Consider the following 25,117-nt stretch of genomic DNA (forward strand, 5'->3'; position numbering starts at 1 on the left):
CATCCTTCGGCAAACGAATTCGGCGCGCACGCACGCGCCGTCAGCGAGTCGTTACTTTCTGAATTTCGCACGTTCATGCGAGAACTTCGATCGGAGCAGTAGATGGTGGTTGGCCCTGAGGCGGAGCAGGTCGAGTTCGCTGCCGTGGGCGGCGGGCCGGCCGGCCTGACCGCCGCGTTCGAGCTGGCCCGCCGCGACCGGCGCTGCCTGGTCCTGGAGGCCGACCAGGTGGTCGGCGGCATCTCCCAGACGGTGCTGCGCGACGGCTGGCGCTTCGACATCGGCGGCCACCGCTTCTTCACCAAGGTCCAGCGGGTGGAGGACTTCTGGAACGAGATCCTCGGCCCGGACGACTTCCTGCTGCGCCCGCGCATGAGCCGCATCTACTACGACCGCAAGTTCTTCGACTACCCGCTACGCGCCCAGAACGCGCTGTCCAACCTCGGCGTGCCGGAGGCGCTGCGCTGCCTGGGCTCCTACGCCTGGGCGCGCCTCCGCCCGCCCAAGGACCAGACCACCTTCGAGGGCTGGGTCGCCGCGCGGTTCGGCTGGCGGCTCTACCGGATCTTCTTCAAGACCTACACCGAGAAGGTGTGGGGGGTGCCCGCCGCCTCCATCCAGGCCGACTGGGCCGCCCAGCGCATCAAGAACCTGTCGCTGGCCAAGGCCATCGTCAACGCGCTGATGCCCAAGCGGAACCAGAAGGACATCACCAGCCTCATCGAGGAGTTCCGCTACCCCAAGTACGGGCCCGGGATGATGTGGGAGGCGTGCGCCGAGAAGCTCCAGGACACCGGGTCGGAGGTGCGCCTCGGCACCCGCGTCGAGCGCATCTCCCGCGCCGCCGACGGCGGCCTGGAGCTGACCACCCGCTCCGCCGACGGCGCCGAGCGCACCGTCGCCTGCCGCCAGCTCATCTCGTCCATGCCGATGGCCGCGCTGATCGACGCGCTGACGCCGCAGGCCCCGCCGGAGGTGCTGGCGGCCGCGCGCGGCCTCGCCTACCGCGACTTCCTGACGGTGGCGCTGGTGGTGCCGGAGAAGTACTCCTTCCCCGACAACTGGATCTACATCCACTCGCCCGAGGTGCGCCTCGGCCGGGTGCAGAACTTCGGGTCCTGGTCGCCGTACCTGGTCAAGGACGGGCGCACCTGCCTCGGCCTGGAGTACTTCGTCAACGAGGGCGACGACCTGTGGAGCGCCGAGGACGCCGACCTGGTCGAGCTCGGCCGCCGCGAGCTGGACCGGCTCGGCCTGGTGGACGCCGACGCCGTCGAGGCCGGGCACGTGGTCCGGATGCCCAAGGCGTACCCGGTCTACGACGCCGACTACGCCGCCAACGTCGAGACGCTGCGCGCCTACCTGGCCGCCGAGTGGCCCGACGTGCACCCGGTCGGCCGCAACGGCATGCACCGCTACAACAACCAGGACCACTCGATGCTCACGGCCATGCTGACCGTGGAGAACCTGGTGGAGGGCGCGGAGCACGACATCTGGGCCGTCAACGTCGAGGCCGACTACCACGAGACCAAGAGCGGCGGCGCGCCCGCCGGGACCGGCCGCTCCGCGCCGGTCGTGCCCGCGCCGCGCTCCACCGGACCGCAGGAGACGGCCGGGCGGCCCCCGGTCGCCTCCCGGTAACGACCGGCGATGCTGGACACAGCGACCTCCGCGACGGCCGCCGCCGACGCGCCGTCCGCGACCGGGAAGCCCACCGCGCGCACGCGGTGGCGGGCACCCCGGCCGGGCGCGACGGCGGCGGCCGTGGCCGTGTACGCGGCGCTGCTGCCGGTGGCGCTCTGGGCGCCGGGCGCGCTCGGGGCCGACCCGTTCCGGCTGCGCACGGCGATGATCCCCATCGTGGTGGGGGCGGCGCTGCTGCTGGCGACGGCGATCACGGCGACGGCGATGCGCCGGGGCGGCGGTGGCCGGGCGGTTGCGGTGGTCTGTGGTGTCGCGGCCGGGCTCTTCGCGGTGTGGACGGCGTTCACCATGCGCGTCGGCCTCACCGGCGCGGCCTACGGCTACGCCGGGCTGCGCGGCGACAAGGGCCGGCTGTCGGCGCTGGCCATGCGGCACACGGTGACCATGCACAGCAGCGACGGCATCGTGCAGGCCGCGCCGTCGGAGTACCCGCCGCTGTACCCGTGGCTGATCGGCCGCGCCGGGGTCCTGCTGGACGTCCCGGCGTGGCGGCTGTTCGGCGCGGCCGAGGCGATCGCCTGCTCGCTCGCGGTCGTGGTGTGCTTCGTGTTGTGGCGGCGGTCGGTGGCCGCGCCGGTCGCGCTGGCGCTGGCCGTCGTCTCGCTGGTGGTGTTCCCCCGGCCGGACAAGGCGTTCGAGGTCTTCGCGCTGATGGTCGTCGTGCCGTGGACGCTGGCCGCCGTCGCCGCCCCCGCGCGCCGCGACCGGCTGCACTGGGCCGTCGCGGGCCTGCTCGGCGGCCTGATGGTGCTGCTGTACCAGGGCTACCTGATGTTCGCGGCGCTCGGCATCGTCACCCTCGCCGTGCTGGCCTGGCGACGGTCGCCGGACCGCCGCCGCTACGCGCTGCACCTGCTGGGCCTCGTGCTCACCGCCGCCGTCGCCGCCTCGTGGTACCTCGGCCCGTACCTGGCCATCATGGCCACGCGCGGGCTCCAGATGACCGACGTGTTCAACAGCACGCGGATGCTCGACCACCCCATGCCGTTCCTGGCCGCGACGCCGCTGGGCGCGCTGGAACTGGCCGGGCTCGCCGGCCTGGTCTGGTACCGGCGGCGCGAGCGCTGGGCCGAGACGCTGCTGGTGCTGCTGGCCAGCGCCTACCTGTACCGGCTGGTGTTCTTGGCGGGCTACGTGCTGAACGGGCACACCAAGGTCCTGCACTACACCGACGGCCTCATCCAAGTCGTGTTGGCGTGCGCGGGCGTCCTGACCGTGACGCGCGCCGCGCCCGTCGTCGCGCGCCGCCTCCAGGCGTCCGCGCCCGCCGGGCTGCCCGTGCTCGCGCTGGCGGTGCTGGTGGCCTGGACCGGCGTGGAGATGTGGCGGACGTGGCTACCCGGCGCGCCGCCGTCCGGTGGCGCGGGCGAGGAGTTCCAGATCTCCGCGACCCTGACGCCCAACAGTGCCACCCGCGCCTTCACCGAGCCCCTCCCGGACGGCAACTACTCGCCGTTCGCGCCCGAGGGGCTGCGGGCGGGCTGGTTCCCGGCCGGTCCCGTGGCCGAACAGGTCAGGTCGGTGCTGGGGCCGGGCGCGCGGCCGGTCACGTTGTCGGTCGACGAGCGGCTGTTCGCCGTCATGCCGTGGCCCGGCTACGTCGGGGTGGACCGCAGCGCCTCGGGCAGCACTACGCACTGGTACTCCCGCGTCCGCGCGCTGAAGAAGCTCGCGCGGGTCAGCGACCCGGCCCGCTTCGCCGCCGCGTCGGCGCGCACCCCGTTCGGGGGCATCGACGCCTTCGTCCTCAGGCGGAAGGGCCCGCACTGGGAGTGGACGGCCTACGGCCACCCGACCCGGGTGCGGTTCACCCCTGGGCAGTTCGCGTCGCCCGCCTTCGCGCGGGCCGACCTACCGAACGGCCTCGTCATGGCGGTCCGCCGCGGATCGCCGGGCGGCTGACCGGCCGCGCGCCGCCGCGCCGCAGCCCCGCCGCCCCCATCCCGCGACCAGTTGGAGGAGCCCCGCCTTGGCACCCGTGATCAGCATCGTCGTCCCCTTCCACAACGTCGAGCGGTACCTCGCCGAGTGCCTGGAGTCGCTGGCCGCGCAGACGCACCGCGACCTCGAAGTGATCATGGTGGACGACGGCTCGCCGGACGGCAGCGCCGTCGTCGCCAAGACGTTCGCGCACCGCGACGAGCGGTTCCGGCTCGTCCAGCAGGACAACCAGGGCCTCGGCCCGGCCCGCAACGCCGGGGCGGCGCTGGCCACCGGCGACTACCTGGCGTTCGTGGACAGCGACGACGTGGTGCCGCCCAACGCCTACGAGCTGCTGGCCGGCTCGCTGGAGCGCACCGGCTCCGACATCGCCTGCGGCGCGGTGCGGCGGCTGAACTCGCTCGGCCTGCACCCCTCCCCGATGCACCGCAAGATCTTCACGGCGCCGGAGGAGCGCACCCACGTGTCCCGCCGCCCCGACCTGCTGGGCGACCGGACCGCCTGGAACAAGCTGTACCGGCGCGCGTTCTGGACCGAGCACGGCTTCCTGTTCCCGCCCGGCCTGTACGAGGACGCGCCGGTGACCGTCCCCGCGCACGTGCTCGCCGGGAGCGTGGACCTGCTGCGCGAGACCGTCTACCACTGGCGCGAGCGCGAGGGCGACTGCCGCTCCATCACCCAGCGCCGCACCGAGGCGGGCAACATGGAGGACCGCATCGGCTCGGTCACGCGGGTCGCCGGGTTCTTCCGGGGCCGCGACCCCGAGCTGCGCCGCCGCTACCTGACCTCGGCGCTGGGCTCGGACCTGGCGCTGTTCGTGAACGTGGCCGACGAGGCCGACGCGGCCTACCGCGAGCGGCTGCGCGTGGCCGTCACCGCGTTCCTGGAGCACGTGGACGACGCGCTGCTGGCCGAGATCGACGCGCTCAAGCGGCTGAAGTACCACCTCATCCGGCACGGCCGCATGGACGACCTGCTGGAGGTGCTGCTGTTCCAGCGGCGGCGGATGCCGTTCGGGCAGGCCGTCCGCAAGGGCGCGCTGCGGCCCCGCTGGTACGCGCGCTACCCGTTCTACGGGCGGGACGTGCCCGACGCGGTCTACGACGTTACCGACGAGCTGGCGCTGTGGGGCCGGGTGGACCGGACGCGCTGGCGCGACGGGACGCTGGTGCTGGAGGGGCACGCCTACATCGGGCGGCTCGACATGTCCTCGCCCGGCGCGGCCCAGATCAAGGTGTGGCTGCGCGACGCCCGCACCGGCACGGTGGTGCGGCTGCCGGTGCGGCGCACGCACCGGCCCGACGTGACGGCCGCCGCCCGGTACGCCACCGCCGGGTACGACTGGTCGGGCTTCGAGGTGGAGGTCCCGGCGGCGGCGCTGCGCACCGACAAGCGGTGGCGGACGGCGACCTGGGAGCTGCACGCGGAGGTCCGCACCCGGGGCCTGCGCCGCGCCGGGCAGCTCGGCTTCCCCGCGCACGGCGCGCACCGCTGGCCGGAGGCGTCGCGGCCCGCCGACGGGGTGTGGATCCGGCCCGTGCCGCTGCCCGACGACCGGTTCGGCGTGCAGGTCAAGACGCCGCAGGTCGAGGTGACCGGGGCCGAGGTCGTAAGCGGGGAGCTGGTGCTGACGGGGTCGGCGGCGTGCCCGGCCGGGCGGCCCGTCGAGCTGCTGTTCAGCGATGACAACGACCGCACGGTGGCGCGCTTCCCGGCCAGGACGAAGCAGGCCGAGGGGACGGGCGTCCTGTTCACCGCGCGGCTGCCGCTGACGGCACCGCCGTTCGCCAACGCTCCGGATCTTCTCGAAGCTGAGGCCCGGTGGTCGGTGCTGCTGGAGGCCGAGGGGCAGGGCAAGCCGTTCCGGATGATGGTGTCCGACGTCCCCGAGCTGCGGCACCGGATGGACGGCGGGCTGCTGGTCGTCGGGCGGAGCACGCGCGGCAACCTGCGCGTGGAGGTGCGCCCGGACGGGCTGGTGCTGACGGGCGCGGCCTGGGAGGACGGCCAGCTGGTGCTGTCGGCCGAGGGCCCTGACGGGGGCGCGGCCGAAGCCACGGCTGAAGACGCGGTTGAGAACGTGGCCGAAGACGCGGCCGAACGCGCGGCTGAGGACACGGTCGTGGGCACGGTCGTGGGCACGGCCGAGAGTGCGACCGAGGGCGCGGCCGAGAGTGCAGCGCCCGTTCTCGTCCTGCGGCTGCGGCAGAGCGGCGACCGCCGCGAGATTCCGGGACGGCGTACGCCCGACGGCCTCCGCTTCGAGTTCGACCCGGCCGCCCTGCCCGTGCTGGGCGAGGACGTCCCGCTCACCGCCGGTGCCTGGCTCGCCGAGGACGTCGCCGGGACCCCCGTCCGGGCCGCGCGCGAGGTGGTGGCGGCGTTCCCCAAGCCGCGCGAGGCCGGACTGCTCCGCTTCACGCCCGAACTGTCCCAGCAGGGCGCCTTCCGGCTGGCGGTGGCCGCCGCTCTGGCTGACGACGAGCGCGGCAGGTACCCGCAAGCGTTGTTGCAGCGCGACGACTACCCCCGCTACCGGTCCGCGCCGCTGCGCGAGCTGGCGGTGTTCGACAGCTTCAAGGGCCGCCAGTTCTCCGACAGTCCCCGCGCCATCTACGAAGAGCTGCGCCGCCGGCGTCCCGACATCGAGTGCCTCTGGGTCAGCCACGACGGCCGGTGCCGCCCGCCGGAAGGCGTCGAGGCCGTCCTGTACGACAGCCGCGCCCACTACCGCGCGCTGGCCCAGGCGCGCTACCTGGTCAGCAACGACCCGCAGCCGGAGTGGCTGGTGAAGCGGCCCGGCCAGTTCTACCTCCAGACCTGGCACGGCACGCCGCTCAAGCGCATCGGGTTCGACATCGCCACGCCCCGCTTCAACGGGGCCCGCGACTACCTGCGCCGGTTCGGCGAGGACGTCGCGAAGTGGGACGCGCTGCTGTCGCCCAACCCGTTCAGCACCCCCGTCCTGCAGCGCGCGTTCCGCTACGAGGGCGAGGTGCTGGAGACCGGCTACCCGCGCAACGACCTGCTGGCCACCCTGCCGCAGGACCGCGCGCGCCGGGTCCGCGAGCGGCTCGGCGTCCCCGCGGGCAAGCGCGTGGTGCTCTACGCGCCGACCTGGCGCGACGACCAGCGGGCGTCCCACGGCTACCTGATGGACCTGCGGATCGACCTCGACGCCGCCCGGCGCGCCCTCGGCGACGACCACGTGCTGCTGGTGCGCGGCCACTTCAACGTGGGGGAGACCGTGGCGGGCGCGGACGGCGCTTTCGTCATCGACGTCACCGCCTATCCGGACATCGCGGAACTCCTCCTGATCAGCGACATTCTCGTCACCGATTATTCGTCGGTGCTGTTCGACTTCGCCATGACGCTCCGGCCGATGCTCTTCTTCACCTACGACCTGGAACGTTATCGTGACGACGTCCGCGGCTTCTGTTTCGATTTCGAAAAGGACGCCCCCGGGCCGTTGTTGCGCACTTCGGCGGAATTGATCGACGCCGTGCGCGACGCCGACACGATACGTGAATCCCACGCGCGCGCCTATCAGGAGTTCAGCGCGCGCTTCTGCCCGCACCGCGGCGGCGACGCCGCGCGCCGGGCCGTCGACCGGCTGCTGGCGGGCTGATCCCGCGCGTCCTGCCACCGCGCGCGGACCGCAACCAACACACACTGAGGACGGGGCTATGCAGACGCTGGAGATCGAGCGCGTCGTCGCGGTCGAGGAGCAGAACTGGTGGTACCAGGAGCGCCGCCGCATCATCGCCGAGCAGTTGCGGCGGCTCGGCGCGCCGGGCCGGGCCGTGGACATCGGCGCGGCCGGGGGCGGGAACACGCGGGTGCTGCTGGAGCACGGCTGGGAGGCCGTCGCGGTCGACATGTCGGAGACGGCCGTGGACTTCGCCCGTTCGCGCGGCGTGGACGCGTGCCAGGGTGATGCCTGTGACCTGCCGCTTCCCTCGGGTTCGGTCGACTTCGCCATGGCCCTGGACGTGCTGGAGCACGTCCACGACGACCGCGCCGCCGCGGCCGAGATGGCGCGGGTGTTGCGCTCGGGCGGCGCCGGGTTCGTCACCGTGCCGTGCGACATGGCGCTGTGGTCGGCGCACGACGTGGCGCTCGGGCACGTGCGCCGCTACACCCGCGCCTCCCTGCGCGAGGTCCTGGAGGGGGCCGGGCTGCGGGTGGAGGAGATGTGGAGCTGGAACGTGCTGCTGCGCCCGGTGGTGCGGGTGCGCCGCCGCAAGGCCACCGGCTGCGACCTGGAGGAGCTGTCGCCGCTGACGAACGCGGTGTTGCGGTCGATCGTGGCGGTCGAGCGGCACCTGCCCGTCAAGTCACTTCCGGGCGTCTCGCTGATGGCACGCGTCCGCCGCCTTTAACGGTTCGCCCGGGAACGGCAAAGAAATGCGCAAGGAAACATCGGGCGACGGTCGCGTAGAACCTCCGACGCAAGGATGTGTAGCGTGCAGGTGACTTCGGAAGAAATGCGGACGGCGGTCGTTCCCGAACCGCGCTCCGTAGCATCCCAGATGGCGTCGGTGGACATCGCGATCCCCGTTCTGAACGAGGAGCGGGCATTGTCGGGATGTGTCCGGACGCTGCACGACTTCCTACGCGACTCCTTTCCGCTGCCCTGGCGGCTGACCATCGTCGACAACGGCAGCACCGACCGCACCTGGGAGATCGCCACCGAGCTGTCCCGGGACCTGGACGGCGTGCACGCGCGGCGGCTCGGCGTGCGCGGCAAGGGCGCGGCCGTCAAGGCGGCCTGGGCCGACAGCCCGGCCGACATCGTCGCCTACATGGACGTGGACCTGTCCACCGGCCTGGGCGCGCTGCTGCCGCTGATCGCGCCGCTGGCCAGCGGCCATTCCGAGCTGGCGATCGGCACCCGGCTCGGCAACGGGGCCCGCATCCGCCGGGGCCTGCGGCGCGAGGCGGTGTCGCGCTGCTACAACGGGCTGCTGCGCGCCGGGTTCGGCGCGCGGTTCAGCGACGCGGCGTGCGGGTTCAAGGCCGCGCGCGCCGAGACGGTCCGGCCGCTGCTGGACCGGGTCGGCGACGACGGCTGGTTCTTCGACACCGAACTGCTGCTGCTCGCCGAGCACAACGGGCTGCGCATCCACGAAGTACCGGTGGACTGGATCGAGGACACCGACTCGCGCGTCCGCGTGGCCGGGACCTCGGCGCACAACCTCAAGGGCATGGTGCGGACCGCCCGCGCGATGGCGTCCGGCGCGGCGCGGGCCGACCTACCGCCCCGGCCCGAGCTACGCCCGGCCCATCCCGACGCGGTCGTGGCCCCGCAGCGGGGCGCGACGCTGGCCCGGTTCGCCAGCTTCGCCGTGATCGGGGGGCTGTCCACCGGCGTGCACGCGGGCCTGTACGCGCTGCTGCGCACGGCCTGGGACCCGGCGGCGGCGAACCTCGCGGCCCTGCTGCTGTGCGCGGTCGCCAACACCGAGGCCAACCGGCGGTGGACCTTCCACCACGACGGCCCGCGCACCGTTCCGCACCTGCGCGCCGTCGCGCTGCTGGTGCTGACCTACCTCGTCACCTCCGGCGCGGTGCTCATGGCGCCGCCCGCGCTGGGCCGCGCCGGGGAGATCGCCACGCTGGTCGCGGCGGCGCTGCTGGTCACCGTGCTGCGCTTCGTGGCGCTGGACCGCTGGGTGTTCGCGCGGAGGCGGTCATGAGCGCGACGCGGACCATGCCCGCCGCGCGCCGGGCGGCGGCCGCACCCGGCGGGAACGTGCCCGGACGGGCGGACCGGCGGCCGATGTGGGCGCTGGCGGGCGTCGCGCTGGCCTACCTCGGCGTGCAAATCCTGCTCGTTCCGCTGGACATCACGTTCGCCTGGGACGAGAGCATGTACGTCAGCCAGTACGCGCCCGGCGTCCCGCCGTCGGTGCTCACCGCGCCGCGCTCGATCGGGATGGGCCTGCTGGTCGCGCCGGTCACGCTGCTCACCGCGTCGGTGACCGCGATCCGCCTGTACCTGGCGGTGTTGTCGGCGGTGTGCCTGTTCCTGGCGTTCCTGCCGTGGCTGGCGCTGCGCGGCGGCCGCGTCGTCCCGCTGGCGGCGGCGCTGTACGGCGGCCTGTGGCTGACGGTCTTCTACGGCGGCCAGGCGATGCCGAACGTCTACACCGCCGGATGCACGGTCGCGGCGGTCGCGCTGTTCCCGCTCGCGGCGACCGCCGACCGGCGCGCCCGCAAGGCGGCGGCGCTGGCGGGGCTGGTCGCGGCGTTCGCGGTGATGTCGCTGCTGCGCCCGATGGACGCGCCGTGGACCGCGCTGCCGCTGTTCGCGGCGGCGCTGGTGTACCGGCGCTGGCGGCGGGTCGCGCCGCTCGCGGCCGTGGCCGCCGGGTCGGCGGTCGGCTGGGGCCACTGGCTCTACGACGCCTACGCCCGGTTCGGCGGCCCGGCCCACCGGCTGGAGCTGATCGACCAGGTCAACGGCGGCGGCCTGCACTTCCTGCTGCTGCGGCACGTGGAGAGCTTCGGCAGCACGGCCCTGGTATGCCGGGACGGCGAGCCCGACTGCGGCGGCTACACCGTCGCGGCCGTGCTGCTGGCGTGCGTGCTGCCGCCGCTGGCGCTGCTCGGCTTGTGGGCGGCGCGGCGCGCGGGGCTTGCTCCGGTGATGGTGCTGGCGATCGGCACCGCCGTCGTGGTGGCGGTGCCGTACCTGTTCCTGACCGGCCACGCCAACCCGCGCTACCTGCTGCCGAGCGAGGCGCTGCTGGCGCTGCCGGTGGCCGCCGGGTTGTGGTGGCTGGCGGGGCGCGGGGACCGGCCCGGCCGCGTCGCGGTCGTGGGGGCGCTCGTGTTCGCGCACCTGGCGGGGCAGGCGGCGATCGCGGCGGTGTTCGCGGACAGGATCGAGCGGCAGCGCCGTCCGGTCGCCGAGGCCGCCGCGCGGTTGCGCGCGCTCGGCGTCGGCTCGCCGTGCTTCGTCTACGGGTACGAGGCTCCGGAGCTGGGCTACCTGACGCGGTGCAGCGCCTGGGGCGTCTACCCGGGCGTGCTGCCCAAGGGGGCCGCCGCCAAGGCGGTGGGCAAACGGCTGGCGGCGGAGACGAAGGCCGGGCGCAAGGTCGCGGTCGTCGCGCTGGAGGAGCGGCCCGGCGACTTCCCGCGCGGCTGGCGGCGCGTCCGGCTGCTGCCGGACGTCCCGCTGTACGCGCACCTGCCGCCGGGACAGTGACGGCGCGGGCGCGCCGCTCGGGTCAGTCCGGGCGGTGCGCCCACGCGAACAGCGTCACGCCCGGCCACGACCGCACCGGCAAACGCTGCTCGACGGCGGTGGCGAAGGCCAGGAGCCGGTCCACGGCGACCGGCGGCGTCCCGAGGTCCTCGCAGTGCGCGCGCCGGTGCCGCATCCACCGCACGATCGGCCGCACCAGGACGTTCCAGCTCCACACCCGCTCCACCAGCAGTCCCGCACCGGCGAGCACCTCGGCGAGCGCGGCGCGCGAGTAGCGGCGCACCCGCGACAGCGCCACGTCGTGCGCCGACCACAACGCCATGTCGGCGGGCACCGACACCAGCGCCGCGCCGCCCGGCCGCAACACCCGCGCGATCTCGGCGGCGGCCTGGCCGTCGTCGTCGACGTGGGCGAGCACGCCCAGCGCGAGCGCGAGGTCGTACTCCTCCGACGGCAGCGGCAACCACCGCGCGTCGGCCCGGCACGCGGCCACGCCGCGCGCCGCGCACAACTCCACCGCCGTCGCCGAGCCGTCCACGGCGGTGACCTCCCAGCCCTGGTCCATCAGCAGCCGGGACACGCCGCCGCCCCCGGCCCCGATGTCCACGGCGTGGCCGGGATCGCCGAGCCGCCGCAGTTCCCGGGTGAGCAGCGCGCGGCGCTCGCGGTGCCACCAGTTGCCGTTCTCGATCTCGACGACGCGCTCAATCTCGACGGTGTCCACGCCCCTAGCCGACGCGATGGCGCGGGCGGGGACCACCAGCGCCGCCGATCATGACCGGATCGTTGACCCGGACTTGGCCGCCGCCCGGTCCGGCGTCCCCGACGGGGGCCCGGCCCCGGCGAATGAACCGGCGGAGGCGGGTAGGAGACGGGCAACCCCTTTGGCCTGAAATCACCGGAGGTGCCCGGTGCGGCGGCTGACTCGTCTCCTGCGGACGCACTGGGCGATGGCGGGCGCGGTGACGGTCGCGCTGGCGCTGCGCGTGCTGGCGGTGCTGGGCTATCCGACGATCCTGTGGTTCGGGGACTCGGTGGGGTACCTGCGGTCGGCGGTGCGGCTTGCGCCGTCGGGGACACGGCCTAGCGGGTACTCGGTGCTGCTGGCGGTGTTGAAGCCGTTCCACAGCTTCATCGTGGTGGTCACGGTGCAACACCTGCTCGGCCTGGGGGTCGCGCTGATGGTGTACGCGCTGGTGTGGCGGCATGTGCGGGCGGCATGGCCGTCGCGGGCCTGGCTGCCGGGCGCGCTGGGGACGTCGGTGGCTGCGCCGGTGCTGTTCGACGCCTACCAGATCGAGCTGGAGCACCTGGGGCTGTCGGACGCGCTGTTCATGTTCTTGCTGGTCGCGGCGGTCGTGGTGCTGCTGTGGCGGACGGAGGTCGGCTGGCGGACGGCGGCGTCGTCCGGCGGGCTGCTGGGGCTGGCGGCGGTGACGCGGTCGGTGGGGTGGCCGCTGCTGCTGCTCGTGCTGGCGTGGTTGTTGCTGCGGCGGCATGGCAAACGGGCGATGGTGGTGCCGGGTGTGGCGCTGACGGGGGCGTACCTGGTGCCGCTGGGGTTGTACGTCGGGTGGTTCCACGCGGCGCACGAGCGGGTCGCGCTGACCAACACCGAGAAGGTGTTCCTGTACGGGCGCACGGCGGACTTCGCGGACTGCGCGCTGATCAAGCCGCGTCCGGAGCTGGCGCGCCTGTGCCCGAAGCCGCCGCCCGAGGACGTGTCGCCCGCGTACGCGGCGTTGTGGACGGACCGGTCGCCGTTCGCGGAGATGCGCGGGGGCAAGGCGGCGGGCAACGACCTGGCGGGGGAGTTCGCCTTCGCGGCGATCAGGGAGCAGCCGGGGGACTACCTGCGGGTCGTCGGACGGGACGTGGCGCGGGCGTTCGCGTGGGAGCGGACGGTGTACCCGTCGCCGTGGACGTTCCAGAAGTACGAGTTCCCGGAGCGGACGGCGAAGCTGAACAAGGAGCAGGCGCGCGTCGCCCGCGCGTACACGGGATCGGCGGGGCCGCGGAAGGTGGTGGAGCCGTACGCGGGCTGGATGCGCGCCTACCAGGAGCACGTGTTCCTGCCGGGCACGGTGCTGGGGGCGGTGCTGCTGGTCGGGGCGGCCGGGCTGCTGTGGCCGGACCGGGGCGCGCGGCGCATGGCGCTGCTGCCGTGGCTGGTGGCGTGGGCGTTGCTGGGGGTACCGGCGGCGACGGCGGACTTCGACTACCGGTACGTGCTGCCCGCGATGCCGTTCGCGGCGCTCGCGGCGGCGCTGGCGTTCGCGCCGCGCCGCCACGAGCGGACGGCGGTGCTCAGCGGCGACGCCGCACCAGGTACCGGAACACCAGCAGCAGCGCGACCAGGGCGCCCAGGGCGGGGACGGCGCGCTTGGCCAGCGACGGACCGGCGATCTCCAGGAGGTCGATGGCGTCGTCGGAGTCGTCGCGGGGCCGGATCGGGGTCACCGGCCGCAGCGGCTCGGCGGGCCGCACGGCCTCGGCGGTGACGGGCGCGGGCTCGGCGGGCTGGATGGGCTCGACGATCCGGATGGGGTCGGGCGGGGTGTCGTCGGAGGTGGACTCGACGGGGCTGGCGGGCCGCTGCTGCGGAACGGCCGCGACGGGCGCGACGGGCGTCTCCGCCGAGGCCGCGGCACTTTCGGCGGCCTGCTCGGCACCTTGCTGGTCCACGACCTGCGACGCGTCGGCGGCGCGCTCGGCGGCCTGCTCCGCGCCCTGCTGATCGACAACCTGCTGAGGCTCCACGACTTCGGCTTCGACAGCCTGCGGCTGCACGGTCTCCGCCTCGGCCGCCTGCTCCGCGGTCTGCGGCTGCACGGCCTGCGCCTCGGCGGCCTGTTCCGCGCCCTGCTGGTCCACGATCAGCGGCTGCACGAACTCCGGCTCGGCGGAGCGCTGTTCGGCGACGGCCGCCTGCTGCACGATGTTCGGCTCCGTCGGCTCCTCGCCCGGGGCCTCCAGCTCCGCCGCCAGCGCCTTGGCGAAGCGGGAGATCAGCTTGGCCCCCACCTCGGCCAGGATGTTGCGGCCGAACTGGGCGGGCCGCCCGGTCACGTTCAGCGTGGTGCGCACGGTGACGCGGGTGCGGTCGCCCTCGTCGTGCAGCAGCGCCCGCACGGTCGCGGCGGCCGTGCCCGCGCCGCGCGCCTCCTTGGCGGCGGCCTCGATGGTCACGGTGCGCGCGGCGGCGTCGGCCGCGACGATGCGCGCGGTGCCCCGGTAGGTGATGGTCATCGCGCCGACCTTCACCTTCATCCGGCCCGCGTACTCCTCGCCGTCCACCGAGTCGAGCGTGGCGCCCGGCATGCACGACGCCACGCGCTCCACGTCCAGCAGCACCGACCAGGCCCGGTCCACCGGCACGGGCACGGTGAACTCGTGATCCAGCTCCATCGTCAGGTCCTTGTCATCCGGGGGCTTGCGGCGACCCTACGGCCACCCCCGGGCCCGCCGCCAGGCACCCCCGGCTCCCGGCGGCCGGGCCGGGCGCGCGCACGCGTACCCGGTCTGGTTCACCCCAAGGCACGACCTCGGTAAAGCCTCCGGCGCGAACGTCACTCCATGGATGCGTGTCACTACTGTTCGTTGCCTAGGTGGCGAGTGGAGGTGGGAAGTGGCGGCTTCGGGGAGTTCGCTGTTCGCACGAGCCTGGTCCGACGGGCTGGCCGCGGTGCACGAGGCCGACCTGCGCCTCTGCCGCCGCGTGCGCGAGCGCGTCAACGGGACGGGCGTCGTCCAGGCGGGCCGGGTGTTGTCGCACAGCGCCGAGCACGCCGGATTGTGGCTGGTCGCCGGTGCGGCGGGCGCGGTCCTGGACCACCGCCGCCGTGGCCGCTGGCTCGCCGCCACGGCCACCGTCGCCGCCGCGCACGCGGCCGCCGTCGCGGTCAAGCGCGTCGTCCCGCGCCCGCGCCCGGACCTGCCCGGCCTGCCCGCGCTCACCCGGACCTTCAGCGCGCGCAGCTTCCCCAGCGCGCACGCCACCTCCTCGACCGCCGCCGTCATCGCGTTCGGCGGGCTGCTGCCGAGCCGGCTGACGGCGCCGACGGCCGCGCTGACCTGCGCGTCCCGCGTCGTGCTCGGGGCGCACTACCCGTCGGACGTGCTCACCGGCGCAGCACTCGGCGCAGCCGTCGGCGCGGCGGCCCGTGCGATGACCGGCCCCGCGATCGCCGCGACGGCTCGCGCGATGACCGACCCTGCGGCTACTACGGCGGCCCACACGCCGACCGGCGTGGCCGTCGGTGTGGTGGGGCGCATGGTCACGACAGAACCTCACCGGCAGGGCGTCCGATGACCCTCGGCGGTCTGGTCCAGGAGGCGGCCCGGACGTCCCCGCCGCCCCCGCCCCGCCGCCGCACCGCGCCGCTCACCGGCCTGGTGCGCACCGCGCGGCCCCGCCAATGGACGAAGAACGCCCTGGTCCTCGCGGTCCCGCTGGCGGCGGCCCGGATGGAGCCGGGCATCCTGCTCGCGGCCGGTGCGGCGTTCGCCGCGTTCTGCCTGGCGGCCTCGGCCGTCTACTTCCTCAACGACCTGCTCGACGTGGAGGCCGACCGCCGGCACCCCGACAAGCGGACGCGTCCCATCGCGGCCGGGACCGTCCCCACCCCGCTCGCCTGGACGGCAGGCGCGGTGTGCGCCGTCGCGGCCGTGGCGCTGGCCGCCCTCGCGACCAACGCGGCCACCGCCGTCATCGTCGGCGGCTACCTGCTGGTCAACGTGGCCTACTGCCTGCGGCTCAAGCACATCGTCGTGGTGGACCTGGCAGTGGTGGCCAGCGGGTTCCTGCTGCGCGCGCTGGCCGGGGGCGTGGCCGCCGGGCTGCCGATCTCCCGCTGGTTCCTGCTGGTGGCCGGGTTCGGGTCGTTGTTCGTGGTGGCGGGCAAGCGCTACTCGGAGCTGGTCGTGGTCGGGCAGGAGACCGGCTCGCGCCGTTCGCTGGCCGGGTACTCCGCCTCCTACCTGCGGTTCGTGTGGGGCACGGCGGCGGCGGTGACGCTGACCGCCTACTGCCTGTGGGCCTCCGAGACGCCCCCGGCGGGCGGTCTGGAGGTGCCGTGGCAGCAGCTCAGCATCGCCCCGTTCACGTTGTCGATGCTCAGCTACGCCTACGTGATCGACAGCGGCCGGGCAGGCAAGCCCGAGGACGCCGTCCTCGGCACGCCCGCGCTGCCGCTGCTCGGCCTGTGCTGGCTGACCCTGGTCGCCCTGGGAGCGATGCATGTCTGACGTCCGCACGCGCGCGCTCACCGGCTGGGGCCGCACCAGCCCCACCACCGCCCGGGTGGCCGCGCCCCGCAACCCCGCCGAGGTGCACGAACGGCTCATCGGCCGCACCGACAGAGGCGTCATCGCACGCGGCCTCGGCCGCAGCTACGGCGACCCCGCCCAGAACGCGGGCGGCACCGTCATCGACATGACCGGCCTCGACCGCGTCCTGGACCTCGATCTGGAACGCGGCCTGGTCACCTGCCAGGCCGGGCTGAGCCTGCACCGGCTGATGGAACTGGTGTTGCCGTTCGGCTGGTTCGTGCCCGTCACCCCCGGCACCCGGCACGTGACCATTGGCGGGGCCATCGGCTCCGACATCCACGGCAAGAACCACCACGCCGACGGCGCCTTCGCCCAGCACGTCGAGCGCTTCGAGCTGCTCCAGGCCGACGGGACCGTCCGGCAGGTCTCCCCAGAGTCGGACCCGGAGACGTTCTGGGCCACCGCGGGCGGCATGGGGCTCACCGGGATCGTGCTGTCGGCCGTGCTGCGGCTGATCCCCGTCGAGACGGCGTGGATGAAGGTGGACGTCGCCCGCTGCGCCGACCTCGACGACGTGATGGCGCGGATGGCCGACGGCGACGCCTCCCGGCGCTACTCGGTGGCCTGGCTGGACTGCCTGGCCACCGGCGCGTCGCTGGGCCGCTCGGTGCTGGAGTGCGGCGAGCACGCCGCGCTCGCCGACCTGCCCGCCCGCCCGGCCCGCGACCCGCTGCGCTTCCGGCCGCGCACGCTGGGCGGCGTGCCGTCCGCGCTGCCCGGCGGCCTGCTGGGGCGGCACAGCATCGCGCTGTTCAACGAGACCTGGTACCGCAAGGCCCCGCGCCGCAAGGACGGCCACCTCAAGACGATCGCCGGTTTCTTCCACCCGCTGGACGGGGTGCGCGACTGGAACCGTATGTACGGGCCCGCCGGGTTCCTCCAGTACCAGTTCGTCGTCCCGTTCGGGGCCGAGCGCACGCTGCGCCGCATCGTGGAGAGCATCAGCGCCGCCGGAGCGCCGTCGTTCCTGACGGTGCTCAAGCGGTTCGGACCGGGCGACCCCGGCCACCTGTCGTTCCCGATCGAGGGCTGGACGCTGGCGCTGGACTTCCCCGCCGCGACGCCCGGCCTCGCCGCGCTGCTCGACGGCTTCGACCGCCAGGTGGCCGAGGCGGGCGGCCGCGTCTACCTCGCCAAGGACTCGCGGATGGCGCCCGACCTCGTCCCGCACATGTACCCGCGCCTGGCGGAGTTCCGCCAGGCGCGTTCCACGCTCGACCCCGACGGGGTCTTCGTCTCGGATCTGGCCCGGAGGCTCGCCCTATGAAGAACGCGCTCGGCGCACCGCAGTCCCTGCTGGTCCTCGGCGGGGCCTCCGACATCGCGCTGGCCACCGCGCGCGCCCTGATCGCCGACCGGACGCGCCGCGTCATCCTGGCGGGCCGCTCCCCGGAGGCGCTGGAACGCGCCGCCGAAGGGCTCCGCGCCCCCGGCGTGACCGTCGAGACGCTGGAGTTCGACGCCGCCGACGTGGACGGCCACGAGAAGGTGCTCGGCGAGGTGTACGCCGCCGCCGACATCGACTGCACGCTGCTGGCGTTCGGCACGCTCGGCGACCAGGCGCACGACGAGGCCCACCCGGTGGACGCCGCCCGCGTCGCGCACGTCAACTACGTGGGCGCGGTGTCGGCGGGGCTGGTGGCCGCCGCCGCGCTGCGCAGGCAGGGGCACGGGTCGCTGGTGGTGCTGTCGTCGGTCGCGGCCGAGCGGGCCCGCCGGTCCAACTTCGTCTACGGCTCGTCCAAGGCCGGGCTGGACGCCTTCGCGCAGGGATTGGGCGACGCGCTGCACGGGTCGGGCGCGCAGGTGCTGGTCGTGCGGCCGGGATTCGTGCACACCAAGATGACGGCCGGGCTGCCCGCCGCGCCGCTGGCGACGACGCCCGAAGCCGTCGCCGAGGCGGTCCAGCGCGGCCTGCGCACCGGCGCGCACACCGTGTGGGCCCCCGGCGCGCTCCGCTACGTCATGGCGGGCCTGCGCCACCTGCCGCGCCCGGTCTTCCGCCGCCTGAACATCTGACCGAAACGAGGAACCGTGACACAGGCTGTTCTGCGTCCCGAGACGGGCGCGCCGCTCCCGGCTCCGCAGGCGTCCGCCCGCCGCCGCCGGACGCCGCGCTGGGCCGCCCCGGCCGCCGCGGTCGCCGTGAGCGCGGCGGTGCTGGCCGCCCACGTCGAACGCTACGGGCGCTGGATCGTGGACGACGCCGGCCTCACCTTCGCCTACGCCCGCAACATCGCCGAAGGGCACGGCGTGGTGTCGCAGCCCGGCATGGCGCCGGTGGAGGGCTACTCCAACCCGTTGTGGCTGGCGGTCATGCTGGTGGGCCGGTTCCTGGGGCTGTTCGACCGGGGGACGTGGTTCGGCGTCCCGGACTACGTGGCGTTCCCCAAGGCGGCGGCCTTCGTGTGCTGCCTGGGCATCTTCGTCTGCTTCTACCTGGCGGCGCGGGCGGTGACGCGGTACCCGTCGGTGGTGACGCTGGTGGCGGGCGTCGCGCTGGCGCTCAACCCGTCGTTCGTCAACTACGCCTTCTCGGGGCTGGAGAACGGCCTGTACGGGCTGGGCGTGGCGGCGCTGACGGCCGTGCTGGTCATCGCCTACTCGCGCGAGCGCCCGGCCGCGATGCGGACCGCCGCCCTGAGCGCGGCGGCGGTGCTGGCCCTGGTGCTGACCCGGCCGGACGGCGCGATCTTCGCCGTCGCGTACCCGGTGCTGCTCGTGGCGACCTTCCGCTGGTCGCGGTGGCGGGACGCGCTGCGCGCCCTGATGGTGTACGCGGTGGTGCTCGGCGCGCCGATGGTGGTGTTCCTGGCCTGGCGCTACACGACGTTCGGGCTGCTGGTGCCCGCGCCCGCGCTCGGCAAGGAGCAGCACGTCCCGGACCTGATCGCGCTGTCGCGCGTCGGGGAGCTGGTCGAGTACGCCGGGTGGCTGACGGTGCTGACGCTGGCGCTGCTGGTCGGGCTGCTGCTGTCGCGGGCGGACGCGGCGGTGCGCGGCGGCGTCGTCGTCATCGGCGGGGTGCTGCTGGTCGGCCTGCTCGACTACGGCGTGCTGAGCTGGGACTGGATGTTGTACTTCCGGTTCGCGACGCCGGTGTGGGTGGCGGGCTCGCTGCTGGCGGGCGTGGTGCTGGTGGAGGGCCTGCGGCTGGCCGGTCGCCGCACCCGCGTGGCGCTGGTCGCGATGGCGGTGTTCGGGGCGGCGATGTCGGGGGCCACGGCGTGGGCGCACATGGTGACGCGCTCCGAGCAGCCCGTGTTGTCGTTGTGCCACGTCGTCGAGCAGCGCAGCCGCACCCAGGAGACCTACGCCGACATGCTGGGCATCGGGTCCGGGACGGTCGCGCTGGCCGACCTCGGCGGGACGCTGATGACCTCGCGGCTGAAGGCGGTGGACCTCGCCGGGCTGACCGACATCACGATCGCCCGCAACTACCACCGGCACACGCTGCCCGGCACCATCGACTACCTGCTGACCGACGTGCGGCCCGAGCTGATCCGGCTGTACGTGCGGTGGAAGCAGGATCGGGTGATGCGGGCCGACCCGCGCTTCCAGCGCGACTACGTCCCGATCTTCGGCACCCGCGACTACGTGCGCCGCGACATGGTGCCGAGCCAGGAGGCGCTGGAGCGGACGCGGGCGTGGGCGCGCACGAACGAGGCCCGGATGGCACGCCGCAACAAGACGGCCCCGCTACGAAGCTGCGGCGCGACCCTCTACCCGCGCGGCCGGGGCTGACGCCCCGACCGGATGACGACGCGGCCCGGCCCTTCACCAGCGCGGCCGGAGCCGACGTCCCGACGGAATGATCATGCGGTGCGACCTCTGCCCGCGCGGCCGGGGCTGACGCCCCAGCCGGGTGACCACGCGGCCGGCCCTTCACCGCGCGGCCGGAGCCGGCCCGCCGTCCGGGTGATCATGCGGCCGGTCCCGGGGGCGAACGGGTCCGGCCGCATGATCACGTTCCGGTCAGACCGCGGCGGCCGCGGTCAGCGCGCGGGCGGTCAGCACCCTGGCCAGATGCGCCCGGTATTCAGACGAACCGTGCAGGTCGGCGGGCGGTGACGTGCCCTCGGCCGCGTGCTCGGACGCCGCGCGGAACGCGTCGCCCGACACCGACCGGCCCTCGATGAACCGCTCGACGGCGTGCGCGCGCACCGGCGTCGGCCCCATGTTCGTCAGCGCCACCCGGGCGTCCTCGATCGCGCCGCGCTCGCGCCGCACCGCGCACGCCACGCCCACGATCGCCCACGCCTGCGCCGTGCGGTGGAACTTCTCGTAGTGCACGCCCCAGCCCGGCCCGAGCTTGGGCACCCGGATGCCGGTGAGCAGCTCGTCGGGCTCCAGCGCCGAGGTCATCCAGTCCACGAAGAAGTCGGCGGCCGGGATCTCCCGCTCGCCGCGCACCGAGCGCAGCAGGAACACCGCGTCCAGCGCCACCGCCACGGCGGGCAGGTCCCCGGCCGGGTCGGCGTGCGCCAGCGATCCGCCGAAGGTGCCGCGGTGCCGCACCGCCGGGTCGGCGACGGTCGCGGTGGCCTGCGCGATCAGCGGCGCGTGCGCGCGGACCAGCGGGTCGCGCAACACCTGGTGGTGGGTGGCCAGCGCGCCGATCACCAGGGCGTCGCCGGTGTCGCGGATCTCGCGCAGCTCCTCGATCCGCCCGACGTCCACCAGCGGGTCGGGGTAGGCGAGCCGCAACCGCAGCAGCGGCATCAGGCTCTGCCCTCCGGCCAGCACCTTCGCGTCCTCTCCGGCGGCCGACAGCGCGGTGACGGCCTCTTCGACCGACAGCGCGCGCACGTACTCGAACGAGGCCGGGATCACTGCGCGCCTCCTGCGGAGCCGAGGCCGCCGCCCGCGCCGGGGGCGGTGCCAGTGGACGGTTCGGGATTCTCGTCGAACGCCTCGCGCAGCGCCCGCCACACGCGTTCGGGCGTGCACGGCATCGGCACGTCGTCCACGCCGAGGTGGCGCAGCGCGTCCACGATCGCGTTGACCACGGCGGGCGTGGAGGCGATCGTCCCGGCCTCGCCGACGCCCTTGACGCCCAGCGGGTTGGACGTCGCGGGCGTCTCGGTGCGGTCGGTGACGAACTCGGGCAGGTCGGCGGCCGACGGGACCAGGTAGTCGGCCATCGTGGTGGTGGTCAGGTTGCCCTCGGCGTCGTAGACGGCCTCCTCGTAGAGGGCCTGCGCGATGCCCTGCGCGAGGCCGCCGTGCACCTGCCCCTCCACGATCAGCGGGTTGACGACCGAGCCGACGTCGTCCACCGCGACGTAGGAGCGCAACTTCACCATGCCGGTCTCGGTGTCGACCTCGGCGGCGCACAGGTGGGTGCCGTGCGGGAAGGAGAAGTTGTCGGGGTCGTAGGTGGCGTCGGAGTCGAGCGAGGGCTCGACGCCGTCGGGCAGGTCGTGCGCGGCGAACGCGGCCAGCGCGACCTCCTGCAACGTCGCGCCCGCCTCCCGCACGCCGCGCACGCTGAACCGGCCCGCGTCGAATTCGAGGTCGTCCTCGGCCGCCTCCAGCAGGTGCGCGGCGACCTTGCGGGCCTTGTCCACGACCTTGTCGCACGCCCCGTACAGCGCGATGCCGCCGACGGCCAGCGACCGCGAACCGTAGGTGTCCATGCCCTTGGGGGAGACGGCGGTGTCACCGTGCAGCACCTTGACGTCCTCGAACGGCACACCGAGCCGGTCGGCGGCGATCTGCGCCCACGCCGTCTCGTGGCCCTGCCCGTGCGCCGACGAGCCCGTGACCACCTCGACCTTGCCCGACGGCAGCACCCGCACCGACGCGTGCTCCCAGCCGCCCGCGCCGTAGGACAACGAGCCCAGCACCCGCGACGGCGCGAGCCCGCACATCTCGGTGAAGGTGGACACGCCGATGCCGAGCTGCACCCCGTCGCGCCGCTCGCGCCGGTCGGCCTGCTCGGCGCGCAGCTTGTCGTACTCGAACAGCGCGAGGGCGCGGTCGGTGGCGGCCTCGTAGTTGCCCGAGTCGTAGGTGAGGCCCGCGATCGTGTCGTAGGGGAACTCCTCGTGCCGGATCCAGTTGCGCCGCCGCACCTCGATCGGGTCGAGGTCCAGCTCGGCGGCCAGCTCGTCCATCAGCCGCTCGATGCCGAAGGTGGCCTCCGGGCGGCCCGCGCCCCGGTAGGCGTCGGTGGGCGTCTTGGTGGTGAACACGCCGGTGCAGGTGAAGGAGTAGGCGTCCATCTTGTAGATGCCGTTGAACATGAACGCGCCCAGCAGCGGGACGCCCGGCGTCACCAGCATCAGGTAGGCGCCCATGTCGGCCAGCAGGTCCACTTTCAGACCCCGGATGCGGCCGTCGCGGTCGGCGGCGAGGGTGAGGCGCTGGATCTGGTCGCGGCCGTGGTGGGTGGCCTGGTTGCCCTCGCTGCGGGACTCGGTCCACTTGACCGGGCGGCCGAGGCGGCGGGCCAGCAGCAGGCAGAGCACCTCCTCGCCGTACACCTGGAGCTTGGAGCCGAACCCGCCGCCGACGTCGGGGGCGACGACGCGGATGCGGTGCTCGGGGATCTGCGTGACCGTCGCCAGCATCAGCCGCAGGATGTGCGGGATCTGGGTGGCGGAGGTGAGCGTGAAGTCCTCGCCGTCGGGCTCGCACAACACCGCGCGGGGCTCCATCGCGGTGGGGATCAGGCGCTGCTGGACGTAGCGGCGCTCCAGCACGACGGGCGCGTCGCGCAGGGCCGCGTCGACGTCGCCGTTCTCGAAGACCCAGCGGTAGCTCTCGTTGGTGCCGAGGTCGGCGTGGACGAGCGGGGTCCCGTCCCGGACGGCCTGCTCCATGTCCACGACGGCGGGCAGCGGCTCGTAGTCGATGTCGATCTCTTCGAGCGCGTCCACGGCCGCGTACCGGTCGCGCGCCACCACGCACGCCACCGGCTCGCCGACGTGCCGGACCTCGTCCACCGCCATCGGCGGGTGCAGCGGCGTCTTCATGTCCTCGGTGACCGTCCACGCGCACGGCAACCCGCCCTGCTCCTCGGCGAGGTCGGCGCCGGAGAACACGGCGACGACGCCGGGCCGGGCGCGCGCCTGCTCGACGTCCACCGAGACGATGCGCGCGTGCGCGTGCGGGCTGCGCAGGAACGCGACGTGCAGCGTCCCGGGCGGCTGGAGGTTGTCGGTCCAGCGGGTGCGGCCGGTGATCAGCCGGGCGTCCTCGCTGCGGCGGCGCGGCGCGCCGATCTCGCGCGCCGGGTCGGGGGAGCTGACCGGCGCGTCCTCGGCGGCCTTCTCGGCCAGGGCCTCGGGGGCGATCTCGCTCATGGGGACACCTCCCGCTCCGGCGCGCCCTGCCGCATCTCACCGGCGGCGCCGCGGACGGCGCGCACGATGTTCTGGTAGCCGGTGCAGCGGCACAGGTTGCCCTCCAGGCCGTCGCGGATCTCCTCGTCGGACGGGTCGGCGTTCTCGCGCAGCAGGTCGATCGCCGCCATGATCATGCCGGGGGTGCAGTAGCCGCACTGGAGCGCGTGCTCCTCATGGAAGGCCCGCTGCATGGGGTGCGGGCGCGCCCCCGTGCCGAGTCCCTCGACGGTGGTGACCTCGTGGCCGTCGGCCTGGACGGCGAGCACCGAGCAGCTCTTGGCGCTCAGCCCGTCCAGCAGGACCGTGCAGGCCCCGCAGTTGGAGGTGTCGCAGCCGACCGGGGTGCCGACCTTGCCCAGGCGGTCGCGCAGGTAGTGCACGAGCAGGAGCCGGGGTTCGACGTCGTCCTCGTACGGGACGCCGTCGACCTCGACGCGGATACGTGGCATTCGTTCTCCCAGGGACGGTCGCGGGGGTGGAACTGTCACTGTGACGCGGAACACACGCAACGAACGTATGCCGAGGTGGGGTCGGCGGCCAGCCCTTTACCGGGTTGATTTCAGCGGGTGTCGCCGGGCTCGTTGAACTCGACGTCCACGGTCTGGAAACCCTTGTGCCGCTCGGTCTGCGCGTAGGAGCGGTAGGAGCGGCGGTCGCCGGCCGTCAGCGTGACGTTGTCGGTGAACGGCGTGAGCAGGCTGCGCGGCCACAACTCGCGGTCGCGCACGACGTTGACCTCGGCGCAGATGACGAAGGTGAGCGCGCCCAGGTAGATCCACGTCAGCATGCCCAGCACGATGCCGAACAGCCCGTAGGTGGCGGTCGCGCCCTTGAGCATGTGGCCCAGCACGAGGTTGCCACCCCACTGCACGACCTGCCAGGCGACGGCGGCGGCGATCGCCCCGGTCCGGACCTGCGCGATCGACAACTCCCGGGCGGTGAGCACGCGGAAGGCGACGGTGAACAGCACGGCGTTGACGGCGACGACGCCCGTGATCGAGGCGGCAGCCCACGCGCCCCCGCCGAACAGGCTCGAACTGATCGACGCGAACACCGTCAGCGCGAGGACCGCGCCCCCGCCGACCAGCAGCAGCGCCAGGCTGCGCACCCGGGAGAAGATCGGGTTGGGCCGGGAGTTGCGCGGCACGCCCCACAACTTGTTGAGCGCGTTCTGGGTGGCCTGGATGACGCCGAGCCCGCCGTAGAGGCTGCCGAGGACACCGGTGACCAGGGCGAACGTGTTGCCCTTGAAGGAGTGGATGTTGTTCTTGATCTGGTCGCCGATGATGGGGAACTGGGCGAGCGCGGAGTCCAGGACCCTCTGCTGGAGGCCGGGGTCGTCCTGGAGGGCGAAGCCGAGCACGGTGACCAGCAGCAGGAGCAGCGGGAAGAGCGAGACGAAGGCGTAGTAGGTGATGAGCGCGGTGAGGTAGCCGCCCTGGTCGTCGAAGAACTTGTAGACCACCGCCAGCGGGAGGCCCGCCCACGTGTGCCGCTGCTGGTAGGCGTCCACCCGTTCGACCACGCTCATGGGCGCACTTTGCCCACCTCGGGACGGGTCAACCGGCGGGGG

The 25,117-nt window shown here is 74.0% G+C and carries 17 protein-coding genes; 11 read left to right on the plus strand and 6 right to left on the minus strand.

Annotated features, from left to right (window positions below):
- Window positions 1-102 precede the first annotated feature (102 nt).
- The 6 genes from AH6_RS35950 to AH6_RS35975 all read left to right on the plus strand — a co-directional run bounded on the left by AH6_RS35950 (window position 103) and on the right by AH6_RS35975 (window position 10,861).
- On the plus strand, window positions 103-1,641 hold the full coding sequence (locus tag AH6_RS35950) for an NAD(P)/FAD-dependent oxidoreductase (RefSeq protein ID WP_067489248.1): 1,539 nt from the start codon (window positions 103-105) through the stop codon (window positions 1,639-1,641).
- A gap of 9 nt (window positions 1,642-1,650) precedes the next feature.
- Entirely contained in the window at window positions 1,651-3,606 is a 1,956-nt protein-coding gene (locus AH6_RS35955) for an arabinofuranosyltransferase (protein ID WP_067489251.1), read from the plus strand.
- 76 nt (window positions 3,607-3,682) lie between these two features.
- Window positions 3,683-7,273, plus strand: a complete 3,591-nt coding sequence (locus AH6_RS35960) for a bifunctional glycosyltransferase/CDP-glycerol:glycerophosphate glycerophosphotransferase (protein ID WP_067489254.1) — start codon at window positions 3,683-3,685, stop codon at window positions 7,271-7,273.
- Window positions 7,274-7,331: 58 nt separating this feature from the next.
- Entirely contained in the window at window positions 7,332-8,027 is a 696-nt protein-coding gene (locus AH6_RS35965) for a class I SAM-dependent methyltransferase (protein ID WP_067489257.1), read from the plus strand.
- Between the two features lie 150 nt (window positions 8,028-8,177).
- On the plus strand, window positions 8,178-9,344 hold the full coding sequence (locus tag AH6_RS35970) for a glycosyltransferase (protein WP_157431929.1): 1,167 nt from the start codon (window positions 8,178-8,180) through the stop codon (window positions 9,342-9,344).
- On the plus strand, window positions 9,341-10,861 hold the full coding sequence (locus AH6_RS35975) for a hypothetical protein (RefSeq protein ID WP_067489263.1): 1,521 nt from the start codon (window positions 9,341-9,343) through the stop codon (window positions 10,859-10,861). Before AH6_RS35970 ends, AH6_RS35975 begins: the two co-directional genes overlap by 4 nt.
- A 22-nt stretch (window positions 10,862-10,883) precedes the next feature.
- Here AH6_RS35975 and AH6_RS35980 read toward each other — a convergent pair whose 3' ends face one another.
- Window positions 10,884-11,585 carry a class I SAM-dependent methyltransferase gene (locus AH6_RS35980; RefSeq protein ID WP_067489265.1) on the minus strand — a complete coding sequence of 234 codons (702 nt, stop codon included), beginning with the start codon at window positions 11,583-11,585 and terminating at the stop codon, window positions 10,884-10,886.
- Between the two features lie 1,583 nt (window positions 11,586-13,168).
- Window positions 13,169-14,269: an SRPBCC family protein gene (locus tag AH6_RS45545; protein WP_067489271.1), complete on the minus strand. Its 1,101-nt coding sequence runs from the start codon at window positions 14,267-14,269 to the stop codon at window positions 13,169-13,171.
- Window positions 14,270-14,489: 220 nt separating this feature from the next.
- On the opposite strand from AH6_RS45545, the gene AH6_RS35995 reads away from it, so the two are divergent.
- Genes AH6_RS35995 through AH6_RS36015 form a run of 5 tightly spaced genes read left to right on the plus strand, consistent with a single transcriptional unit; the run spans window position 14,490 to window position 19,936 of the window.
- On the plus strand, window positions 14,490-15,173 hold the full coding sequence (locus AH6_RS35995) for a phosphatase PAP2 family protein (protein ID WP_067489274.1): 684 nt from the start codon (window positions 14,490-14,492) through the stop codon (window positions 15,171-15,173).
- On the plus strand, window positions 15,170-16,108 hold the full coding sequence (locus AH6_RS36000; protein ID WP_067489277.1) for a decaprenyl-phosphate phosphoribosyltransferase: 939 nt from the start codon (window positions 15,170-15,172) through the stop codon (window positions 16,106-16,108). Before AH6_RS35995 ends, AH6_RS36000 begins: the two co-directional genes overlap by 4 nt.
- The gene (gene dprE1, locus AH6_RS36005) at window positions 16,101-17,459 is read left to right on the plus strand and encodes a decaprenylphosphoryl-beta-D-ribose oxidase (RefSeq protein WP_067489280.1); all 1,359 of its coding nucleotides are present in this window, start codon (window positions 16,101-16,103) and stop codon (window positions 17,457-17,459) included. The genes AH6_RS36000 and dprE1 overlap by 8 nt, the downstream gene beginning before the upstream one ends.
- Window positions 17,456-18,211 (plus strand): decaprenylphospho-beta-D-erythro-pentofuranosid-2-ulose 2-reductase, encoded by a 756-nt coding sequence (dprE2, locus tag AH6_RS36010; protein ID WP_067489282.1) that lies wholly within the window; start codon window positions 17,456-17,458, stop codon window positions 18,209-18,211. Before dprE1 ends, dprE2 begins: the two co-directional genes overlap by 4 nt.
- A 15-nt stretch (window positions 18,212-18,226) precedes the next feature.
- Window positions 18,227-19,936: a hypothetical protein gene (locus AH6_RS36015; RefSeq protein WP_067489285.1), complete on the plus strand. Its 1,710-nt coding sequence runs from the start codon at window positions 18,227-18,229 to the stop codon at window positions 19,934-19,936.
- Window positions 19,937-20,167: 231 nt separating this feature from the next.
- Here the strand turns inward: AH6_RS36015 and AH6_RS36020 are convergent, their stop codons facing one another.
- From AH6_RS36020 to AH6_RS36035, 4 genes are all read right to left on the minus strand, one after another.
- Window positions 20,168-21,025, minus strand: a complete 858-nt coding sequence (locus AH6_RS36020) for an FAD binding domain-containing protein (RefSeq protein WP_067489288.1) — start codon at window positions 21,023-21,025, stop codon at window positions 20,168-20,170.
- Entirely contained in the window at window positions 21,022-23,502 is a 2,481-nt protein-coding gene (locus AH6_RS36025) for a xanthine dehydrogenase family protein molybdopterin-binding subunit (protein WP_067489291.1), read from the minus strand. The genes AH6_RS36020 and AH6_RS36025 overlap by 4 nt, the downstream gene beginning before the upstream one ends.
- Window positions 23,499-23,993: a (2Fe-2S)-binding protein gene (locus tag AH6_RS36030; RefSeq protein ID WP_067489294.1), complete on the minus strand. Its 495-nt coding sequence runs from the start codon at window positions 23,991-23,993 to the stop codon at window positions 23,499-23,501. The genes AH6_RS36025 and AH6_RS36030 overlap by 4 nt, the downstream gene beginning before the upstream one ends.
- A 110-nt stretch (window positions 23,994-24,103) precedes the next feature.
- A complete protein-coding gene (locus tag AH6_RS36035) occupies window positions 24,104-25,075 on the minus strand; it encodes a YihY/virulence factor BrkB family protein (protein ID WP_067489296.1) in 972 nt (323 codons plus the stop codon).
- Window positions 25,076-25,117: the final 42 nt, after the last annotated feature.

Source organism: Actinomadura hibisca NBRC 15177, assembly GCF_001552635.1.
GTDB classification, from domain to species: domain Bacteria; phylum Actinomycetota; class Actinomycetes; order Streptosporangiales; family Streptosporangiaceae; genus Spirillospora; species Spirillospora hibisca.